A 20,527-nucleotide genomic window follows, 5' to 3' on the forward strand; every position below is an offset into this window, starting at 1 on the left:
GCCAGCCTTACGGAGCGTAAAATTCAAGCAGGCCGCAGCGATCGCAGCGATGTGTCTCAACTTCGCGGACTGCTTTCTTGTCGACCTTGATCGATCCCCACCACGCTTTGCGCGGCTCACCGGGCTGCCATTTTGCAACGTGAACAGCACCATAGCCTTCATCGATCAAATGGCCTTGCTGCATCCTGCCCTGGCATTTGCCGCAGGTCTTGGTGGGGCGCATTACTTACGCCAGCTGTCGTCGATCTTGTCGACGCGCCGCTTCCACGCTTCGAAATCGAACACACCGGCACCGCCTTGCTGTTGCATCACCGAAAGATCGCGCTGGTGAACATCGACGACCTCCTGCGGGACGACGTTGGCCTCGCCCTGGCTGAGCGTTGCGACCTGGATTTCGCACGCCCGCTGGAGCGCCCACATCTTCACGAACATGCCCTGGATACCCTTGTCCATCACGACCGGGCCGTGATTGCGGAGCATCAAAATCGAGTGATCGCCGAGGTTTTCGACCAGCCGCTCACCCTCTTCCGCGCGCACCGTCACCCCTTCGAAATCGTGGTAGCCGATCTGGTCCTGAAAGTTGCAGGCATAGAAATTGGTCGGGACGAGGCCGTCCTTGTGGCTGCACACCGCCATGGTCGCGGTCGTGTGAACGTGGCAGATCGCATTGGCGCGTTCGCCCAGATGCTTGTGAAAATAGGCATGCTGGGTGAAACCCGCCTTGTTCACCATGTAGGGCGAACCGCCGACATTGTTGCCCTCGACATCGATCTTCACGAGGTTCGATGCGGTCACCTCGTCATAGAGCAGCCCGAACGGATTGATGAGGAAGGTGTCTTTCTCCCCCGGCACTTTCAGTGAAATGTGATTGTAGATCGATTCCGACCAGCCGAGGTGGTCGAATATCCGGTAGCACGCTGCGAGATCGAGCCGCGCCTGCCATTCTTCCTTGCTGCATTCGATGTTTGGTTTGAGCTGCGTTGCCATGATCCGGCGTCCTTTCCTCAATTCGCGTTTGCGCCGTTATCGCACGGCGAGGGGGCGGCGCACAAGGATTCGCTTTACGCCTAGCCTGCCCTGCGGCTAGGCGAGCAGACGATGACCGAAGCGGCGACCGCACCTGAGAATTCATCGGCCAAATTGGTGCGGGGCGGCATTCCCGGACATCTCGTCGGCCAAACCCTGCCAGCCATTATCGGCGTGGCGGCAATCATGTCGATCGGCCTCGTCGATGCCTATTTCATCGGGCAACTCGGCAGCGATGCGTTGGCCGCGATCTCGTTCATTTTTCCGATATCGGTCGCGCTAACCTCGCTCGGCGTCGGCGTGATGGTCGGCATCAACTCGGTCGTCTCGCGCGCGCTTGGCGAAGGGGACGACGAAAAAGCCGCTCGGCGCGCGAATTTCGGCGTGGTGTTTGCTGTCGGCTGCGGGCTCGTGATGGGCCTTGCGCTGTTTCTGCTCCTCGATCCGCTGTTCACGCTGATGAATGCGCCGGAAAACCTCCTGCCGCTGATCCGCACCTATATGCAGCCCTTTGCACTCGGTTTTCCGCTGATCCTCGCGATCATGGGCTTCAACGGTGTGCTGCGCGGACAAGGGGAGGCCCGCAAGACGAGCTATGTGTCGCTGACCTATGCCGCCGCCAACTGGATCCTCGATCCGTTGCTGATCACCGGGGTCGCGGGATTCGGCGGCTTCGGCATCGTGGGCGCAGCCTATGCGACCATTATCGGTTGGGCATTCGGTGCGGCGATGGCGGTGTACCTGATGACGCGGGCGGAATTGCCACTCGATTTTTCGCTCTTGAGAGAGTGCAGCCTCGTCGATCCGGCCAAGGCCATCGTCAAGGTTGCCGGGCCCGCCGCCTTTTCCAACGCCATCAACCCGATAGGCCTTTCGATCCTGACCGCGCTTATCGCGAGCGCGGGGCAGGATGCGGTCGCAGGCTTCGGCGCGGCGGGCCGGCTTCAGAGTTTCGCGACGGTGCCTCTGTTGGCGCTGTCGGGCGCGATCGGATCGATCGTCGGGCAGAACTGGGGCGCGCGCGAATATGACCGCGCCAGGCAGGCGGCGCTTTACGCTGCCGCTTTCTGCGTGGCTTGGGGACTTTCGACAGCGGTGGTCCTGTTCGCCGCGGGCGAATGGTTCGCGCAGCTCTTCACCGAAGACGACGCGGTGATCCAAGAATTCGCGCTCTATCTGGAGATTGCCGCGTGGGGATATGCCGGGTTCGGCCTGCTGATCGTGGCCAACGGCATCCTCAACGCCATCGACCAGGCAAAATATGCGCTGCTGCAATCGGTTGCCCGCGTGTTCCTGATCATGCTGCCGGTCGCGGTTCTGCTGCAAGGCGATTGGGGCAGCGAGGCGATCTACACCGCCGAACTTGCCGCCAACGTCTTCGGAGCGATCAGCGGAGCGGGCCTCATGTATTACGTCTTGAAAGTGCGCGCGGCGCGGCGGGAGCAGTAGCCCTTCGTTAACCATCCTCCGGCATAGCGGTGCCTGATTAGCAACAGGAACGCTTGGGCAATGGACGACCTGCTGGCGGATTTCGTCGCCGAAACACGAGAAATGCTGGAAGCCAGCGAAGGCGAAATCGTCGCTTGGGAAGCAGACCCGGCGGACAGCGCGCGTCTCGATACGATCTTCCGCTTCGTCCACACCGTAAAAGGCAATTGCGGCTTTTTCGACTTTCCGCGGCTCGCCGGATTGAGCCATGCCGCCGAAGACGCCCTCGCCGATTGCCGGGCCGGGCGGCGAAAGCCCGATGCCGCTCTCGTCACAGCAGTGCTCGCCATCGTCGACCGCATTTCGGCCATGGTCGATGCTATCGAGGCGGGCGAGGAATTTCCCGAAGGCGGCGATGACACCCTGATCGCCGCACTCGGCAACGATCAGGACGCGAGCGATCTGGCTTTCGACGAACCAGATGGCACTTCCGGTCACGGTGCAGCGTCGGGATTGGTCAGCACCGATGCCGCGGCGAGTGAGGGCGATGCACCGAAACGGGTCGATCCGAACCCATCTGTGCAGCGCAGTATCCGGCTGCCTGTGGACCTGCTCGACCGGGTGATGAGCGGCGTTTCCGACATGGTGCTTGCCCGCAACGACCTCGGCCACCGGCTACGCCAGGCGGGCAATCAGCCAACCATCGACGGACCATTCGAGCGGCTTACCACCATCCTCTCCGATGTCCGCGATGCCATCACCCGCATGCGGATGCAGCGGATCGAGACGCTGTTTTCCGCCCTTCCTCGCCTGGTGCGAGACCTTTCTGCGGAGCTTGGCAAGCAGGTGATGGTCGATCTCGAAGGCGGCGATGTCGAGCTCGACCGCGAAATGGTCGAAATGGTGCGCGACCCGCTCACCCACATTATTCGCAACGCAATCGACCACGGGATCGAGACGCCCTCCGCACGGCTGAAAGACGGCAAACGGGAAATCGGTCTGCTTTCGATCGCGGCGCGCCAATCGGGCAACACGATCTCAATCGTGGTGAGCGATGACGGACGCGGCCTCGATGAAAAACGGATCGCCGACAAAGCTGTCGAAACCGGCCTCATCACCGCCAGCCAGCGCGCCGAGATGAGCCGCGAGAAAATCCTCCAGCTGATCTTCGAACCGGGCTTCTCGACAGCGGACACGGTAAGCAATGTCTCCGGTCGGGGCGTGGGGCTGGATGTCGTGCGCGACAATCTCGAAAAGGTCGGCGGAAGCATCAAGGTATCGAGCCAGCCGGGTATCGGTACGCTCTTCACGCTCCAGATCCCGCTCACGCTCAGCATCATTGCGGGCCTCACGGTCGAGGTTGGCGATCAGCGTTTCGCCATTCCTCAAAGCTATATCGAAGAGATCATCCATTCCTCGGCCAAGGCGCTCGATTTCACCCGTGTCGGCGAGACGGCGCTCGTCACGTTCCGGGGAGACCGGGTGCCGTGCCTGATGCTGTCCGAGGTCCTCGCGCTGGATCAGGGCGATATCGGCGAGGGCGATCACACGATGGTCATGCTTCGCCTCGCAAGCGGCGACCTTTTCGCATTGGCTGTCGAGCGGATCCACTCTCACGGAGATCTTGTGGTCAAACCCCTCGCCCCTGCGGTCATGAGGAGCGAAATCTACGCTGGCTCCTCTCTGCTGGACAATGGCGAGCCGATCCTGCTTCTCGATGTGACGAATATCGCGAGCCGGTATGGCCTCGTGTCAGATGCCCGTACACGGGTGCGCGAGATTGGCGACGACATTGTCGAGACTGCCAAAAATACCGTCAGCCGCGCCATGCTCTTCACCGATTTCGACAATCGGCGGTGCGCGATCCGGCTCGAACTGGTCAAGCGTATCGAAACCGCACCGGCCTCCGCGCTCGACCTCACCGGCACGAAGCCTCGCGCGGTCATCGACGGCGCGATATTGCCGGTCGTCGGCCTTCCCGAAGGACAGGTGCCTGCGGAAAAGGTCCGTCTCCTGCGCCTGAGCGATGGCGAGTGCGAGCTGCTTCACGCGGTTCGCGATATCGACGATGCGGTTGAACTGTCGGGCAAGCTTAAACCTGAGCGCGACGATCCGCTGATCGAGGCTGTGACACTCATCAATGGAGCGACGGTCTCGCTTCTCGATGGCCACGAATTGTTCACGCGCCACGGCGAACCGCCGGAAATGCTGGCAAAGCCGCTCTGCCACATTCCGGATGATGAATGGTCGCGAACAATCCTCGCCCCGCTCGTAGTGTCGGCCGGATACGAAATCGCGGATGGCAGTGACGATCAGAACATCGGCGAAGGCGCTGTCCGTATCGTTTTTGCAGAAGACAATGACACTGTTCCCGCCGGGGAAGATGGACCTGTCATCCGGCTGCGCTCCGAACTCGATGCCGGCGCTGGCGATGACAGCATATATCGCTACGACCGCGAAGCCTTGGTCCGCGCGCTCGGCGATGCACGACCAGCCCGAGGAGCGACGCAATGAACGATCTTATGGTCATGACACAGATCGCGGGCCGCCGCTGCGCCCTTCCCGCGCATGATGTGAAGTCGGTCATCGAGCTTTCCACCATCACCCCGGTTCCGCAAACGCCCGATTTCATCGCCGGGATCACGGCCATGCGCAGCCAGGCGCTAACGGTGATCGACTGCAGGCTCGCACTCGGTTTTGCTGAGGGAGATTGGGAAACAGATGACCGTGCGGCGGTCGTGGCGATCGACGGACACTTCTACGCTCTTTTGATCGATGCGATCGAGGACATCACGACGACGACCAGCGAACCGGGGCAGGTAAGCGGGGGTTTCGGTCCGGAATGGTCACGGGTCGCAAAGGGCATGATCGAGACCGCGGCAGGTCCCGCACTGCTGATCAACTTTCCCGCCTTGATCGCCGGACCTGGCGACAATCAGGCAGGTCTTCATGCCGCAGCTTAATCCAATAGTTACCGCTTTCCCGTACCGCTCGAGCGATAACAATAGGGGTTGTTCATGAAGACGTGTCTTATCGTCGATGATTCGCGGGTCATCCGCAAGGTTTCGAGACATATCCTCGAAACCCTGGGCTTTGCTGTCGACGAGGCCGAAAACGGCCAGACCGGGCTCGACGCGTGTGAAACGAACATGCCTGACGTCGTCCTGCTCGACTGGAACATGCCGGTCATGACCGGGATCGAGTTCATCACGCAGCTGCGTCAGCGACCCGGCGGCGACAAGCCCAAAGTGGTGTTCTGCACGACCGAGAACGACGTCGCGCATATTCGCGAGGCCATTCAGGCGGGCGCGGACGAATATGTCATGAAGCCGTTCGATCACGAAACGCTGCAGATAAAACTGCAGTTGGTCGGATTCGCGTGAACGCGGCATCCCCTCCTCCCAAAGGTATATTGGCAAGCGCCGCTCGCGCATCTGACGTATCGGCCTTCGGCCACCGCGATGCTTGCACTGCGCGGGTCATGATCGTCGACGACTCGCTGACAGTCCGCACGATCTTCAAACGCATGGTCGAAAGCGATGGCGGCATGACAGTTGTCGCCACCGCCAGCAGCGCCGAACGCGCCATCGCCCAGCTCAAGACTGTGGACGTCGACGTGATCCTGCTCGACCTGGAAATGCCGGGCATGGGCGGGCTCGAGGCTCTGCCATCGATCTTGAAGACTGCCGAGAACGCGCAGGTCCTCGTGGTTTCTTCCCTCACCGAGGACGGCGCGGAGCATACGGTGACCGCACTCTCCATGGGTGCAGCCGACACAATGCTAAAACCGCGCCCCGGCGGGTTTAACGAAGACTATCGCAGTCAGCTGCTCGGGAAAATCCGCGCGCTTGGTCCGGCTTCTCCGGAAGACGAGACAGCGACCGAACGCGCAGAAACGGGTTCGGTCGGCGAGCGCATTCGGCGGGCGCACAAGTGGCCCAAAGTGATCGCAATCGGCGCATCGACCGGCGGCATTCACGCGCTGAACATCCTGCTGCGCAATCTACAGCCGAACCTCGATCTGCCGATCCTTGTGACACAGCATTTGCCGCAATCCTTCATTCCGGTGTTCGCACGGCAGATCGAAACGACCAGCGCGCGCCGGACAGTCATAGCCGAGGACGGTGTTGAAATTCGAGCGGGTGAGGTCACCGTAGCAGCGGGTCACGGCCATCTCGCCGTACGGCGCGTTGGCGATCGGTTCATCTGCAAGGTGTCTAGCGAACCGGCACCCAGCGGCTGTATGCCGTCTGTCGATCCGATGCTCGCCAGCCTATCATCGGCCTATGATGGCCATGTGCTGGCCGTTATCCTGTCCGGCATGGGACGCGACGGCCTGCAAGGCGCCAGGTCCCTTGCCCGAAATGGCGGGACCATCTTCGCGCAGAATGCCGAAACCAGCGCGGTCTGGGGCATGCCCGGCGCCGTTGCCAAGGACGGACTGGCCAGTCTGGTCGCCCCGCCGGAAGAATTGGCAGCTGCGATCATGGATGAAACTCTCGCGGCGGCTTCGAAATAGAATGCGCACGGAAAATCCCATGGACGCGAGCCAGGCCTCATACCAGATCATCGACGATCTGCTGGAGGCGCGTACCGGTCAGCACCTTTCCGAAAGCCGCAGATGGCGCGTCGCAACCGCACTGTCCGGCGTTTTTCGCGAGCATGGCATCAGCAATATCGATCAGCTCGTCTGCCTGCTCGACCTGCCGATGCGCACGCCTGGAAAGCCGGAACTTGCCCAGCAAGTGGTCGAAGCGCTGCTGAACAACGAAACCTATTTCTACCGCGACAAGCCGACCTTCGATCAGCTTGCGGACGATATCATCCCAACCATTGCCGAGCGCCGCGAGCATTCGAAACGCATTTCGATCTGGTGCGCCGGGTGTTCAACCGGTCAGGAAGTTCACTCGATCGCGATGATCTTCGCCGACATGGCCGATCGTTGGAAGGATTGGACGATAGATATCCTCGGCACCGACGTATCGCACCGCGCAATAAACGCGGCGCGTAACGGGGTTTACAGTCAGTTCGAGGTCCAGCGCGGTCTGGGCGTTGCGCAGATGCTCACACACTTCGATGAAACGAGCCAAGGCTGGCAGGTCGTCGAAGAGACGCGCGCGATGTCGCGGTTTCAGCAGCACAACGTGCTGAGCGATCCGCCATCGCGGCACAAATTCGATCTTGTCCTGTGCCGGAACGTCCTGCTTTACTTCGATCAGGCAAACCGGGAGCGTGCGTTCAGCAGGCTGCATAGCGCGATGGCCGACGACGGGTTTCTGATGCTCGGCGCTGGCGAAACGGTGGTCGGGCAGACGCGGGCCTTCATGCCTTCACCCAAGCGGGCCTCCATCTACGAGGCAACACCTAGCCCCCATGAAACCCCTCTGCTCGCTACAGGCTAACCGCAAAAGCGCGCAGGAGGTGGGTTTTTCGGGCCCGTCAGCCTCGCTTTTACGAAAGATTAGCCATTCAAATTTAGAGATTTCGCAAGATTAGGCCGCGGCGAGACAGCACCGGCATACGGGTTCGTGCCCTATGGGGCCAAGATGGGGAATGTCGTTGCCAATTGAGGCCAAGAAACTGAATCTGTCTCCGACGGGACTGGTTCTCGCTCCGCTGGTCATTCTGACCGGGGTGTTCGGCCTGATCGGCATCGGCGTATTCGCCAGCGAACAGTTCAAGCTGCTTGCACCTGCAACTCTGCTCATCATCGGATTGTCGATTTACGCAGCGACCGTGCTTTTCCTGAGCCGCAGCGGCCTTGCAAATGTGCGGGAGCTGGAACGGGTGATGACGAAGGACAGCCTGACCAGCCTTCCCAATCGCCGGGCCTTGCACAGCGATATCGAGGCGATGTCTGAGGTCCATGACGAGATCGCAATCGCATTGATCGATCTTGATGCCTTCAAACAGGTGAATGACCATTACGGCCACGCCGTCGGCGATCAGCTGATCCAGAAATGCGCAACCTTGCTCAAGGAAATCTGCGCAGGTGAGGCGAGCTGTTACCGGCTTGGCGGCGACGAGTTTGCCGCCGTCATGGCAGGCGATGCTGCGGGTACTCTCCTCGAAGGGCTTTGCCGGTCGCTGCTCGAAACCCTCGCCACGGCTATCGAGGTCGACAAGCGAGAGATTGTGGTAGGCGCGAGCATCGGCTTGGCACGAAGCACCGCCGCGGCCCGCCTTTCCTCCTCGGAAATGCTACGCCGCAGCGACGTCGCGATGTACATGTCGAAGCGCGGCGGCAAGATGCGCTGCACCTGGTTCAACGAGACATTCGATCAGCGGCGCGAAGCCGTGCGCGAGCTTGAAGACGATCTGCGCAGCGCGATTTCGAACGATGAATTCGCCATCGCATACCAGCCACTGGTCGATGCGAAAGAGGGGCGCATCGTCGCAGTCGAGGCGTTGCTGCGCTGGAACCGCACCACAGGATCGCCGCTCGGCCCCAACATCTTCATCCCTGTCGCCGAACAGTCAGGCATCATCAATCCCATCGGGCTCTGGGTGCTCAGGCGGGCGATGTGCGACGCCATGCGATGGGGCGAGATCACCCTATCGGTGAACATTTCCGCCGCGCAGCTTCGCAATCCCGAATTCCCGATAAAGCTCGGCGAAATCCTGGAAGAGACCGGCTTTCCGGCCGAGCAGCTCGAGCTGGAAGTCACCGAGACCTGCCTCGTGCTCGACCCGGTGGTGGCTGAGCGCAGCCTCAATGTGATCCGCAGTTTCGGCGTCCGCATCTCGCTCGACGATTTCGGTACCGGCTACGCGTCGATCGGTTTCCTGCGGCAATTCCGCTTCGAAAAGCTCAAGCTCGATCGCACTCTCGTGGTGCAGGCGGGCGAGGATGATGGCAGCCGCGCTATGATGCTTTCCAGCATCGCAGTCGCCCGCGCGCTGGGGATGGATGTCACCGCAGAGGGCGTGGAAACCGACGAGCAGGCCGATCTCGTGCGGACGGCAGGATGCGACCAGATTCAGGGATGGCTGTTTTACAAGGCCATGCCCGCAGAAGAGATCGACAAGCTGATTGCAGCGCAGGACGCGCAGGCAAAATTGCTCGGGGAGAGCAATAGGGGGGAGCAGGCGGCATGAGCTCGGTAACACCGGTATTTCCAGAAACCGCGAAAGCAGAAGCGGGATTCGCTCCTGCAGAATCTCCGGAAGTCGTGCAGGAAGACTATCGCTACGAAGAAAGCGTTGGCCCGATCACCGGTTGGTACCGCCGCCGCAGCACGCCGCAGAAGGTTTTCCTGACCGTCGGAATGCCGCTCGCGCTGATCGTGATGACAGCGAGCCTCTCCTTTGTCGGCCTTGGTCAGATCTCCGCCGACTTGCAGGCAGCGCAGCCCGAAACGATCGCGCTTGCAGCACAGCAAGCCGATGATCTGCGCTTTGTCATGCTTGTCGCCGTCGCCATCGGCCTCGGGGTGATGCTGGCACTTCTCGCGGCGATCAGGACCGACATTGTGCGCACTTCGCGCCAGATCGTCGATTGTGTCCAGCGCATTGCATCAGGCCAGCACAATATCGTCGTCCCGCACCGCGACCGGATCGACGAGTATGGCGAGATGGCGGTCGAGATCGAGAAACTTCGCCTGGCCAGCATCGAGCTTGCCTCACTTAACCGTGAGCGCGCCGAACGGGCCAGCGCCGAGCTCGAAGAGCAGGCCCGGCTTCAGCTTCAGGCGGAAGAGGCGAGAAACGAGCGCGAAACCATGCTTCGCGATCTTGCCGACCAGTTCGAGAGCATGATCGGCGATGTCACTAGCAGCGTTGCTGCGGCTTCGACCCAGCTTCAGTCCACCTCGCAATCGATGGCCACCAGCGCGGACGAAGCGAGCCGACGCAGCAAAGACGTGTCTACCGCCATGTCCGACGCGAATACCGGCGCGACGGCGGCCGCCGCTGCGAGCGATGAGTTCGCGATGTCGATCGGCGAGATCAGCAGACAGGCGGCATCATCGGCGGAGCTCGCGCGCACGGCGACGCTTTCAGCCAACGAGGCAGACCTCACCATCTCCGCACTTTCGGATTCCGCGCAGCAGATCGGCCAGGTCGTCGAATTGATCCAGACCATCGCCCAGCGCACCAATCTGCTCGCGCTCAATGCCTCGATCGAGGCCGCGCGCGGCGGAGAAGCCGGTCGCGGATTTGCAGTCGTCGCCAGCGAGGTCAAAGAGCTCGCTATGCAGACTAGCCGCGCGACCGAGCGTGTGGCCGAGCAGATCACGACGATGCAGAACACGACCGGCGCGAGCGTTTCGGCGCTCCGTTCGATCGCGGAGCAAGTGCAGCAGCTTGAGAGTACGGCCGTTTCCATCGCCAGCGCGGTCGATCAGCAATCGGTCGCGGGTCAGGATCTGGCACGCAGCATCGATCTCGCCGCGCGCGGCACGCAGCAGGTCTCAGGGCATATCGAAGATGTGCATCAATTGTCGCTTTCGACCGGCTCTGCGGCCAGTCAGGTTCTTTCCAGCGCAACCGAGCTTGAGCAGCAGGCATCGACGCTGCGCAGCCAGGTAAACGGCTTTCTCGGGAAAATCCGCGCGGGATAGTGCGCATTTCCATACTTGCACGGGCTGCGGGCAAGGAAATGGAAAGGATTTTCGTTCAGGATTTTTGATGTGATGTACGAGACCGAAGGTTCTTCCGCATGAATATGATCAGCCTGCAGGACGAGCGCGAAGAGCTTGCTGTGCCGGACTTTGCAAGTTCGCCAAATATCGATCTCGAAACCGAGCTTGAGAACGCGCCTGCCGGATCCTTGCAGAGCAGTTTTCTCGAGAAGTTCCGCTGGTTCCGCGACTTGCGGACAAAGGGCAAGATCAATGCGATCTTCGGCACCTTTTTCGCGGTGCTGTTTGCGATCGGGCTGGTGCTGACGATCGGCCTCAGCGAAGTGTATCTGCGTTACCAGACCTCGGCCGAGGTCAAGGACGGCGTGATCGCTGCAACCGAACTGCGCGGATCGACCGGTGAACTGCGGTACAACACGGTGCGCATGATCTTCGGCGAAGAAGCGCAAGCGCGCGACCGCCAGGCCCGCAGTTTCGCCGCCGCTCGCGAGCAGCTCGGCGAGGTGGCGAGCGTCGTCAACAAACATGTCCCTCAGCTCAATGACCGGTTGGAGGAAAACCGCACCAGTTTCGTCGAGTACAACACGACTTTCGAAAGGCTGCTCGACAGCCTCGACCGCGAAGGCCGCAGCGACGCCTCCGTCGCGCTCGCATATCAATTGTCGGACCAAGGCGATGCGCTGTTCGAACAGGCCGATCAATTCGCCGTCGACCTGAGCGTGGAATCCGCCCAGATCGAAGCGGACGGTGTCGACTATTTCTTCTCCATGGTCACCATAGTGGCCGTGCTCGCCGTAATCGGAATATCGATCCTGCTAGCCGGGATGAGCTATCTCTCTTTCGGCTTTTCGGGCAAAATCATGGAAATCACGCACGGCATGGTCCGCCTGGCAAAGGGCGACCGAGACTTTCAGGTCGATGGTCTCGATCGCAAGGACGAGCTGGGCGATATGAGCCGCACGCTCACCATGTTCAAACGCGCGAGCCGACAGCTGGAACAATGGGCCCGGGAACGCGCAGACCGTGCCGAAGAGGAAATCCGTGTTCAGCAGGAACGGGAGCGCGAACGCGAAGAAGCCGAAAATCGCAGGGCCACCCTGCTTACGGACGTCGCCAAGCAATTCGAGCGCACCGTTGGCGAGGTCGTGAGCAATGTCGGCACGGCATCCCGCGAGCTGCAAAGCACGGCCACGCGCATGGCGGGCACGGCCGAACAGGCGAGCCAGCGCACCAGCGAATTGTCGAACGACATGGTCGAGGCAAATGCCGGAGCCACGGCGGCGGCGGCAGCGAGTGACGAGTTCGCCCTTTCGATCGGTGAGATCAGCCGCCAAGCAGCGTCCTCCAGCGAGCTTGCCCGATTGGCGACCGACGCGACCGAAGAAGCGGACACCACCATCTCCGCGCTTTCGAGCTCGGCAGAACAGGTGGGGCAGATCGTGGAATTGATCCAGACCATCGCCCAGCGCACCAATCTGCTCGCGCTCAACGCCTCGATCGAGGCTGCGCGCGGCGGAGAAGCGGGGCGCGGTTTTGCGGTCGTCGCCAGCGAGGTCAAGGAACTCGCCATGCAGACGAGCCGCGCGACCGAGCAGGTCGCCGACCAGATCCGGGCGATGCAGGACACGACCGGAGCAAGTGTTTCCGCGCTTCGCTCGATCGCGACGCAGGTCAAGGAACTGGAGACGACCGCCGTTTCGATCGCCAGCGCGGTCGATCAGCAGTCGGTCGCAGGGCAGGATCTCGCGCGCAGTATCGATCTGGCCGCGCGTGGCACGGAGAAAGTCGCGACCCATGTTGACGACGTGCGCGAATTGTCGCTTTCAACTGGGGCCGCAGCGAGCCAGGTGCTGAGCAGCGCCAACGATCTCGACAAGCAGGCGACCACCCTCAACGAGCAGGTCGAGACCTTCCTGAGGCAAGTCCGCGAAGGATAATCACACACGCTGTAGCTGGGCGGATCATCGGCCGCCTGCCGTCCGCGCGTTAACCCGTTCGCTTGCCACCAGCTCCGCTGGCCTGCACATTCGCGCATCGTTGGCAAACGGCTGGAGGCACCGCGATGCCCTCGCGCAAGAAAACTGCTGTCATCATTATTCACGGGATCGGCGAGCAGCGCCCGATGGACACGCTGTGGAGCTTCATCGACGCCGCCTGGTCCAACGATCCCGAGATGGTCGATCCCTATCAGCGCGAAGTGTATTCGACACCAGGCGGGACCGAGAACAATCACGAGCTGCGCCGGGTCACGACCCGTGGCGACAAGCATTCGGGCCGAAGCTTCGATTTCTACGAATATTATTGGGCGCACATGATGCTCGGCAACACGCTGGGTGATATCCGGCGCTGGCTGGTTTCGCTGTTCTGGCGGCGGAAAGGCAGCTTGCCCCGCGCCTATCAGGCCTATTGGATTGCCGGGTGGACGGCGGTCTTGCTCGCCATCATTGCCTATGTCGCCTGGCTCGCCCTCGCGCCCGATCTCGCGTGGTTCACGGCTGTCGCCGGCCTGGTTTTTCCCGCTCTCGCCGCTGTCATACTTGGGAAGATCGTCAACGTAGCGGGCGATGCCGCGCGCTACCTTCGCGCTGAACCGCGCAACGTTGAAGCTCGCCAGCGCATCCGCGCCGAGGGAATCGCCTTGATCGAGCGGCTGCGCGCGACCGAGCGGTACGATCGGATCGTCATGGTGGGACACAGCCTCGGTTCGCTGGTCGCTTACGATATCCTCACGCACGCCTGGGCCGGTCTGGACAGCGAGCGGCTGAAACAGCAGCATGCGAAATCGGAAAGCCTGATGCACGCACTCGACACTCTCGAGGATGCAGGCGCGGCGCTGTTCCTTCACGACAAGCAAGATGACCGCCTTGTCCCGATCACGCCCGCCGAAGGCCTGGAGGAAAAGCGCGCGCATTACCGCGATCTTCAACGTGAATATCGGCGCGCGCTGGCAGGTCAGCCCGATCCGCTATGGCTGGTGAGCGATCTTGTCACCCTGGGATCGCCGCTTGGCAGGGCGAATGTGCTCCTCGCAGACAGCGAGGAGGCGTTCGCGCTTCGCAAGGAGCGCCGCGAGCTTCCCAGCGATCCGCCCGAATACGAGTACTGGGCGAAGGATGTGAAACAGTTCAGCTACCCCCGCGCAGCATCGCACAGGACCCCGCATCATGCCGCGCCCTTTGCGCCGGTCGTATGGTCGAATATCTACTTTCCCGCCCGGTTGCTGTTCGCAGGCGATCCGGTCGCAGGGCCGTGCGCGCCGCATTTCGGACCGGGTATACGCGATGTCGAGCTGCCGAATGACGGCTTGCGGTTTCAGCATCTCGACTATTGGAAAGAGGGGAACGCTCCAGCGGAGCAGGCGGCGATCGCTGCCCTGCGCCATGCGCTGAATCTGCGCGATCTCAGCGAAGGAGAACGCTCAGCCTCAACATCCGGCTGAGGTGCGACAGTGTGCCCTGCCAGCCTGCCCGCTCACTCGGTCAGATTGAAGTGAGCCGCGGTGTAGGGAAGCTGGAAGTAATTGAGCACGTCCCCCGCTGAGCGAACAGTCGGGCTCTTGGCCCTGCGGAAAAAGAGCTCGCCGAAGTTGAGGCCGAAGCCCACGAAGATATGTCGCTGCGGACGGATACCCGCCGCGCGATCTTCCGCTAGGAAATCATCCCCGCGATAGCCAAGGTGCAGCTCCAGAAGACGAAAGGGGCTCCGCTCGAACGCTTCGAATCCGGCGAGTTTCAGCGCGAAGAAATAACGCTGTTGCCGGAAATGCTCTTTACCGCTGGTGGTGTAGATGTCGTCATTCGGGGTGATCATCAGCCGGAAATCCAGCTTCTGGTCGAGATCCGGCACACTGTTGCGCAGGATCGAAAGCCCCGCACCCGCGGTGTTCATCGCGAAATCTTCCCACGACCATCCGCTCGTGGGCTCGATCGCGTCGAACAGCTCGGTACCGATCATGATACCGGAAGCGAGGGCCGCAGCGGTGTACTGGATACCTGGCGCGCCGCCCGTCTTGTGGTTCAACCGCGCGTAGAGGAGCTCGCTGACGATATAGGTCGAGTAAGTGTGGGCCAGCTTGTCGATACCGACATTGTTCGTGTTGACGCCGAACCAGCCTTCGCTTTGGAAGCTCGGCCATTGAGGATCATCGAAGAGCTTGGGCGCGTTGATCGCGAAATAGTACCCACCAACTGCGGCCAGCTCCCACTTGATGGCGGCTACGTCCTCGCCAAAGGACGCGTATGGCCTCCTCGGACGCGCCTCGCTTTCCGCAATTGCGGCGCCTTTGGCGTCTTCGGAACTCTCCGGACCATAAATACCGGCGGGCGCGATCGTCGCTGCTCGGTTCGTGAACACAGGGCCGCCGATCTGCCGTATGTCGGCGGCGAGTTCCGTTGTTGAAACAAGATCGATATGGGGATCCTGCGCGAGCGCCGCATCGAGCCTCGCTATGCCGATCGGAGATACCTCTAGCATCGGCTCGTGGGTTGCGCTCTGATCAATGAAAGAGCCGTCCCACTGCGCCATGGCAGGCGCCGCGGACAGAGCAAGAATAGCAGGCGCCAGTGCACCCGCCGCGCGGGCGGTTTTAAGGCGCATGGCTCTGTATCCTCACCAGATCATCTGAACGCATTGCGCCATTCCTCCTCCGCCGGCCGATCATAGTGCGATGAAAAAGCCGAACCTAACCTGAAGCTGCTGCAGCTGACTTTCGCCGAACAATATCGCTAGCACTTCAACGGGTTACCAACCGGTTAGCTATCAGCCCGATCAGACGCAATCGGGGCAGCGGGCCGTTCGTAGATCGCTTTTCAGCTGTTGCGCTGAGGTTACGGCGTGACGGTCCTGCAAATAGGCAAGGCTTCGAGGCTGATACGCCGCGCGCACATAATTTTCATGTGCCCCGCCGCGCATGAAAGGGTGGGATTCCATTGTAACGACCCAAAACAAAAAGGCCCCGCTGACGAACAGCGAGGCCTTTTGGAAATTTTGCATTTCGGTGGTTGCGGGAGTTGGATTTGAACCAAGCGCAGGCGACGCTTCGCCCGGGGGGCGAAGCCAAAGCCGAGCCTTCAGGTTATTCGCGAAGCGATCGGATAACTGTCTGTTGATATCTCGCACGGTGGTTGCGGGAGTTGGATTTGAACCAACGACCTTCAGGTTATGAGCCTGACGAGCTACCGGACTGCTCCATCCCGCGGCACCGTTTTGTTTCGCCTCAAGCGCCGGTGCCGACATTCGTCGGCTTGGCTATCCTCGCTCACGCGATCTTCGATCGCATCGCTGCGGACGGCCGGTCGGCCTTGCGAAGCCTGCGGCTTCGAACGAACGCGTCTCGGCCAATCGACCAAAGACGCCAAAAGGGCCAACCTCTAAGGCCAGCCCTTTGACTTATGAATGGGTTATCCCGCTTTCCCGACAAGCTGCAATGCCTGGCGACGACCTACTCTTCCATGCCTTGAGACATAGTACCATCGGCGCAGTCTGGTTTCACGGCCGAGTTCGAGATGGGATCGGGTGGGTCACAGACGCTATAGCCACCAAGCAATGAAGCTTGTCGGAATTGCGGGTTTAAATCGATGTGCACTCAATATGGGTGCAAGTGTTACAAAGGGCGTATCTGGCTGGAGAACTTCTCCAACGAGAGACCCATTCAGGCCTGTCGTTGATAGTGCGAACTCTCAAGCGCGATATGAACTATTAGGACTGGTTAGCTTCACGCATTACTGCGCTTCCACACCCAGCCTATCAACGTCATGGTCTATGACGGTTCGAAGATACCTAATCTTAAGGGAGGCTTCCCGCTTAGATGCTTTCAGCGGTTATCCCGTCCATACATAGCTACCCAGCGGCACGCCTGGCGGCATGACTGGTACACCAGAGGTATGTTCACCCCGGTCCTCTCGTACTAGGGGCAACTCCTTTCAAGTATCGACGCCCACGGCAGATAGGGACCAAACTGTCTCGCGACGTTCTGAACCCAGCTCACGTACCACTTTAATTGGCGAACAGCCAAACCCTTGGGACCTGCTCCAGCCCCAGGATGTGATGAGCCGACATCGAGGTGCCAAACGATTCCGTCGATATGAGCTCTTGGGAATCATCAGCCTGTTATCCCCGGCGTACCTTTTATCCGTTGAGCGATGGCCCTTCCACGAGGGACCACCGGATCACTATGACCGACTTTCGTCTCTGCTCGACTCGTCAGTCTCGCAGTCAGGCAGGCTTATGCCATTGCACTCTCGCAGCCGGTTTCCAACCGGCCTGAGCCTACCATCGCGCGCCTCCGTTACTCTTTAGGAGGCGACCGCCCCAGTCAAACTACCCGCCACAGAGGGTCCCTGAACCGGATAACGGTTCTAGGTTAGACATCAGAAAACAACAGGGTGGTATTTCACCTATGGCTCCACTCGGACTGGCGCCCAAGTTTCAAAGCCTCCCACCTATGCTACACAGTTCTTTCCTAATGCCACTCTGAAGCTGCAGTAAAGGTGCACGGGGTCTTTCCGTCTAACCGCGGGTACTCCGCATCTTCACGGAGAATTCAATTTCGCTGAGCATATCCTGGAGACAGTGGGGAAGTCGTTACGCCATTCGTGCAGGTCGGAACTTACCCGACAAGGAATTTCGCTACCTTAGGACCGTTATAGTTACGGCCGCCGTTTACTCGGGCTTCAATTCGGAGCTTGCACTCCTCCTCTTAACCTTCGAGCACCGGGCAGGCGTCAGACCCTATACGTCGTCTTGAAGCCGACTTAGCAGAGTCCTGTGTTTTTGATAAACAGTCGCTACCCCCTGGCCTGTGCCCCCCGCTAAAAGTTGCCTTCTAACGGGGCCTCCTTCTTCCGAAGGTACGGAGGCAATTTGCCGAGTTCCTTCAGGATACTTCTCTCAAGCGCCTTGGTATACTCTACCTGACCACCTGTGTCGGTTTCGGGTACGGTCTATATGAAGAGGCTATTTCCTGGAACGACTTGGCAGCATGCCCAATCCAATAAGGACACACTACTTCCGCCATCCGTCACACATCTTCAGGCCCACGAATATTAACGTGGTTCCCATCGACTACCCCCTTCGGGCTCGTCTTAGGGGCCGGCTTACCCTGCTCCGATTAGCGTTGAGCAGGAACCCTTGGTCTTTCGGCGAGAGGGCATCTCACCCTCTTTATCGCTACTCATGTCAGCATTCGCACTTCCGATATGTCCACCGTCGGTTACCCTTCGGCTTCAACCACTTACGGAACGCTCCGCTACCGCTGCAGTAAACTGCAACCCTAAGCTTCGGTGCATATCTTTAGCCCCGTTACATCTTCGCCGCAGGAACCCTTATTTAGACCAGTGAGCTGTTACGCTTTCTTTAAAGGATGGCTGCTTCTAAGCCAACCTCCTGGTTGTTTTGGGATTCCCACATGCTTTCCCACTTAGATATGACTTGGGGACCTTAGCTGTAGGTTAGGGCTGTTTCCCTTTTGACGACGGACCTTAGCACCCGCCGTCTGTCTGCCAGACTAGACTCAATGGTATTCGGAGTTTGGTTAGGTTTGGTACCGCTCGCGCAGCCCTAGCCCATCCAGTGCTCTACCCCCATTGGCAAAAATCTGACGCTCTACCTCAATAGATTTCGCGGAGAACCAGCTATTTCCCGGCTTGATTGGCCTTTCACCCCTAAACACAACTCATCCGATAATTTTTCAACATTAAACGGTTCGGTCCTCCAGTGCATGTTACTGCACCTTCAACCTGGTCATGCCTAGATCGCCGGGGTTCGGGTCTAATCCAACATACTCATTCGCCCTATTCAGACTCGCTTTCGCTTCGCCTACACCTAACGGCTTAAGCTTGCATGCTAGATTAAGTCACTGACCCATTATGCAAGAGGTACGCTGTCACCCCCTATGGGGCTCCAACTGCTTGTAAGCATCCGGTTTCAGGTACTGTTTCACTCCCCTAATCGGGGTGCTTTTCACCTTTCCCTCACGGTACTGTGTTCGCTATCGGTCATGTACGAGTATTTAGGCTTGGAGGGTGGTCCCCCCATGTTCAGACAGGATTTCACGTGTCCCGCCCTACTCAAGTCCTTTTCTAGTCTTTTCGCATACGGGGCTGTCACCCGCTATGGCCACACTTTCCAGAGTGTTCTGCTAATAATAGAAAAGGCACTGGCCTGGTCCCGGTTCGCTCGCCACTACTACGGGAATCTCGGTTGATGTCTTTTCCTCCGGGTACTGAGATGTTTCAGTTCCCCGGGTTTGCTTCACCAAAGCTATATATTCACTAAGGTGATACCTTATCCACCTCTCTCAGCCTCTCCGAAAAGAAGATGAAAGAAATGGTGAAGGTGGGTTTCCCCATTCGGAAATCGCCGGATCAAAGTTTGCTCACAACTCCCCGACGCTTATCGCAGCGTGCCACGTCCTTCTTCGCCTGTACATGCCAAGGCATCCACCAAATGCTCTTACCTCACGCTTGAGAATCCACACCATCAACGACAGGCCTGCATAAAGTCCTGTGCGTCTTCACGATGGTGAGGAGAAATTATCTCAGCCAGATAATCAATTTGATTGATTTGTGATGCATCGATCGCGTGTAGAATGGCCGGCTAGACCATCCAAGCAATCCATGCGCCACGGCATCGATTTAAAAACCCATTCACAATGTCAAATGTCGGCGGCAGATCCGCCTGACCCGTCCGAAGACGGGATCTCGTTTCTTTTCATTCAATCAGAAATGCCTGGTGGAGCCTATCGGGATCGAACCGATGACCCCCTGCTTGCAAAGCAGGTGCTCTCCCAGCTGAGCTAAGGCCCCTTTAGTGGTGAACGCTCATCACGGCTAAGTGATGGTAGGTCCGAGTGGATTTGAACCACCGACCTCACCCTTATCAGGGGTGCGCTCTAACCAACTGAGCTACGGACCTGCACCTAACAAGCCGGCTCCGAAAAGCCGATTGCGGCGCGAGCCAGCTCAGGCAAACAACACGGATGACGAGGCGAGGCCCCGCTACCGCGGTGTATCTGATTGATGAAAGGACATGAGGACGACGGCAATGTTCTTTGGAAGCTGCGAAGCACTTCCCGGGTCAAGCCCAGGCGCTTTCGCAATCAATCCTTAGAAAGGAGGTGATCCAGCCGCAGGTTCCCCTACGGCTACCTTGTTACGACTTCACCCCAGTCGCTGATCCCACCGTGGCTAGCTGCCTCCTAAAAGGTTAGCGCACTATCTTCGGGTGAAACCAACTCCCATGGTGTGACGGGCGGTGTGTACAAGGCCTGGGAACGTATTCACCGCGGCATGCTGATCCGCGATTACTAGCGATTCCGCCTTCATGCTCTCGAGTTGCAGAGAACAATCCGAACTGAGACATCTTTTGGAGATTAGCTCACACTTGCGTGATAGCTGCCCACTGTAGATGCCATTGTAGCACGTGTGTAGCCCAGCCTGTAAGGGCCATGAGGACTTGACGTCATCCCCACCTTCCTCCGGCTTATCACCGGC

13 protein-coding genes, 3 tRNA genes and 3 rRNA genes (1 of these 19 only partly in view) are annotated in these 20,527 nt (G+C 59.6%); 10 read left to right on the forward strand and 9 right to left on the reverse strand.

All coding sequences use genetic code 11. The features are described 5' to 3' along the window. Positions 1-7: 7 nt before the first annotated feature. Positions 8-223: a hypothetical protein gene (locus IB285_RS10935; protein ID WP_190788210.1), complete on the reverse strand. Its 216-nt coding sequence runs from the start codon at positions 221-223 to the stop codon at positions 8-10. Then, positions 223-987: a class II aldolase/adducin family protein gene (locus IB285_RS10940; protein WP_190788211.1), complete on the reverse strand. Its 765-nt coding sequence runs from the start codon at positions 985-987 to the stop codon at positions 223-225. Before IB285_RS10940 ends, IB285_RS10935 begins: the two co-directional genes overlap by 1 nt. Positions 988-1,098: 111 nt before the next feature. On the opposite strand from IB285_RS10940, the gene IB285_RS10945 reads away from it, so the two are divergent. The 10 genes from IB285_RS10945 to IB285_RS10990 all read left to right on the forward strand — a co-directional run bounded on the left by IB285_RS10945 (position 1,099) and on the right by IB285_RS10990 (position 14,475). After that, positions 1,099-2,475, forward strand: coding sequence for an MATE family efflux transporter (locus IB285_RS10945; RefSeq protein WP_190788212.1), 1,377 nt, complete (start codon positions 1,099-1,101; stop codon positions 2,473-2,475). A gap of 60 nt (positions 2,476-2,535) precedes the next feature. Continuing rightward, positions 2,536-4,968, forward strand: a complete 2,433-nt coding sequence (locus IB285_RS10950) for a chemotaxis protein CheA (protein WP_190788213.1) — start codon at positions 2,536-2,538, stop codon at positions 4,966-4,968. Then, positions 4,965-5,417: a chemotaxis protein CheW gene (locus IB285_RS10955; RefSeq protein ID WP_190788214.1), complete on the forward strand. Its 453-nt coding sequence runs from the start codon at positions 4,965-4,967 to the stop codon at positions 5,415-5,417. Before IB285_RS10950 ends, IB285_RS10955 begins: the two co-directional genes overlap by 4 nt. A gap of 54 nt (positions 5,418-5,471) precedes the next feature. Next, positions 5,472-5,837: a response regulator gene (locus IB285_RS10960; protein ID WP_190788215.1), complete on the forward strand. Its 366-nt coding sequence runs from the start codon at positions 5,472-5,474 to the stop codon at positions 5,835-5,837. A 98-nt stretch (positions 5,838-5,935) separates the two neighbouring features. Further along, positions 5,936-6,973: a chemotaxis-specific protein-glutamate methyltransferase CheB gene (cheB, locus tag IB285_RS10965; RefSeq protein ID WP_190788216.1), complete on the forward strand. Its 1,038-nt coding sequence runs from the start codon at positions 5,936-5,938 to the stop codon at positions 6,971-6,973. Between the two features lie 19 nt (positions 6,974-6,992). Beyond that, positions 6,993-7,856 carry a CheR family methyltransferase gene (locus IB285_RS10970; protein ID WP_190789081.1) on the forward strand — a complete coding sequence of 288 codons (864 nt, stop codon included), beginning with the start codon at positions 6,993-6,995 and terminating at the stop codon, positions 7,854-7,856. Between the two features lie 151 nt (positions 7,857-8,007). Beyond that, entirely contained in the window at positions 8,008-9,552 is a 1,545-nt protein-coding gene (locus tag IB285_RS10975) for a putative bifunctional diguanylate cyclase/phosphodiesterase (RefSeq protein ID WP_190788217.1), read from the forward strand. Continuing rightward, positions 9,549-11,015: a methyl-accepting chemotaxis protein gene (locus tag IB285_RS10980; RefSeq protein ID WP_234033126.1), complete on the forward strand. Its 1,467-nt coding sequence runs from the start codon at positions 9,549-9,551 to the stop codon at positions 11,013-11,015. Before IB285_RS10975 ends, IB285_RS10980 begins: the two co-directional genes overlap by 4 nt. 98 nt (positions 11,016-11,113) lie before the next feature. Continuing rightward, complete coding sequence (locus tag IB285_RS15035; RefSeq protein ID WP_234033127.1) at positions 11,114-12,973, forward strand: methyl-accepting chemotaxis protein; 1,860 nt, start codon at positions 11,114-11,116, stop codon at positions 12,971-12,973. A gap of 125 nt (positions 12,974-13,098) precedes the next feature. After that, on the forward strand, positions 13,099-14,475 hold the full coding sequence (locus tag IB285_RS10990) for a hypothetical protein (protein ID WP_190788218.1): 1,377 nt from the start codon (positions 13,099-13,101) through the stop codon (positions 14,473-14,475). Positions 14,476-14,507: 32 nt separating this feature from the next. On the opposite strand, the gene IB285_RS10995 is transcribed toward IB285_RS10990, so the two are convergent. From IB285_RS10995 to IB285_RS11025, 7 genes are all read right to left on the reverse strand, one after another. Continuing rightward, on the reverse strand, positions 14,508-15,632 hold the full coding sequence (locus IB285_RS10995; RefSeq protein WP_234033128.1) for a DUF2279 domain-containing protein: 1,125 nt from the start codon (positions 15,630-15,632) through the stop codon (positions 14,508-14,510). 524 nt (positions 15,633-16,156) lie between these two features. After that, positions 16,157-16,233 (reverse strand) — tRNA-Met (locus IB285_RS11000). 230 nt (positions 16,234-16,463) lie between these two features. Next, positions 16,464-16,578: ribosomal RNA gene (rrf, locus tag IB285_RS11005) — 5S ribosomal RNA — on the reverse strand. A gap of 135 nt (positions 16,579-16,713) precedes the next feature. Continuing rightward, a 23S ribosomal RNA gene (locus tag IB285_RS11010) occupies positions 16,714-19,501 on the reverse strand. A 263-nt stretch (positions 19,502-19,764) separates the two neighbouring features. Beyond that, positions 19,765-19,840, reverse strand: a tRNA-Ala gene (locus IB285_RS11015). A gap of 32 nt (positions 19,841-19,872) precedes the next feature. Next, positions 19,873-19,949: transfer RNA gene (locus tag IB285_RS11020), tRNA-Ile, on the reverse strand. Between the two features lie 195 nt (positions 19,950-20,144). Beyond that, a 16S ribosomal RNA gene (locus IB285_RS11025) occupies positions 20,145-20,527 on the reverse strand (it continues 1,103 nt past the right edge of the window). The 16S, 23S and 5S rRNA genes sit together here with 3 tRNA genes alongside, the layout of an rRNA operon.

The sequence above is a fragment of the Erythrobacter rubeus genome, assembly GCF_014705715.1.
Classification (GTDB): domain Bacteria; phylum Pseudomonadota; class Alphaproteobacteria; order Sphingomonadales; family Sphingomonadaceae; genus Erythrobacter; species Erythrobacter rubeus.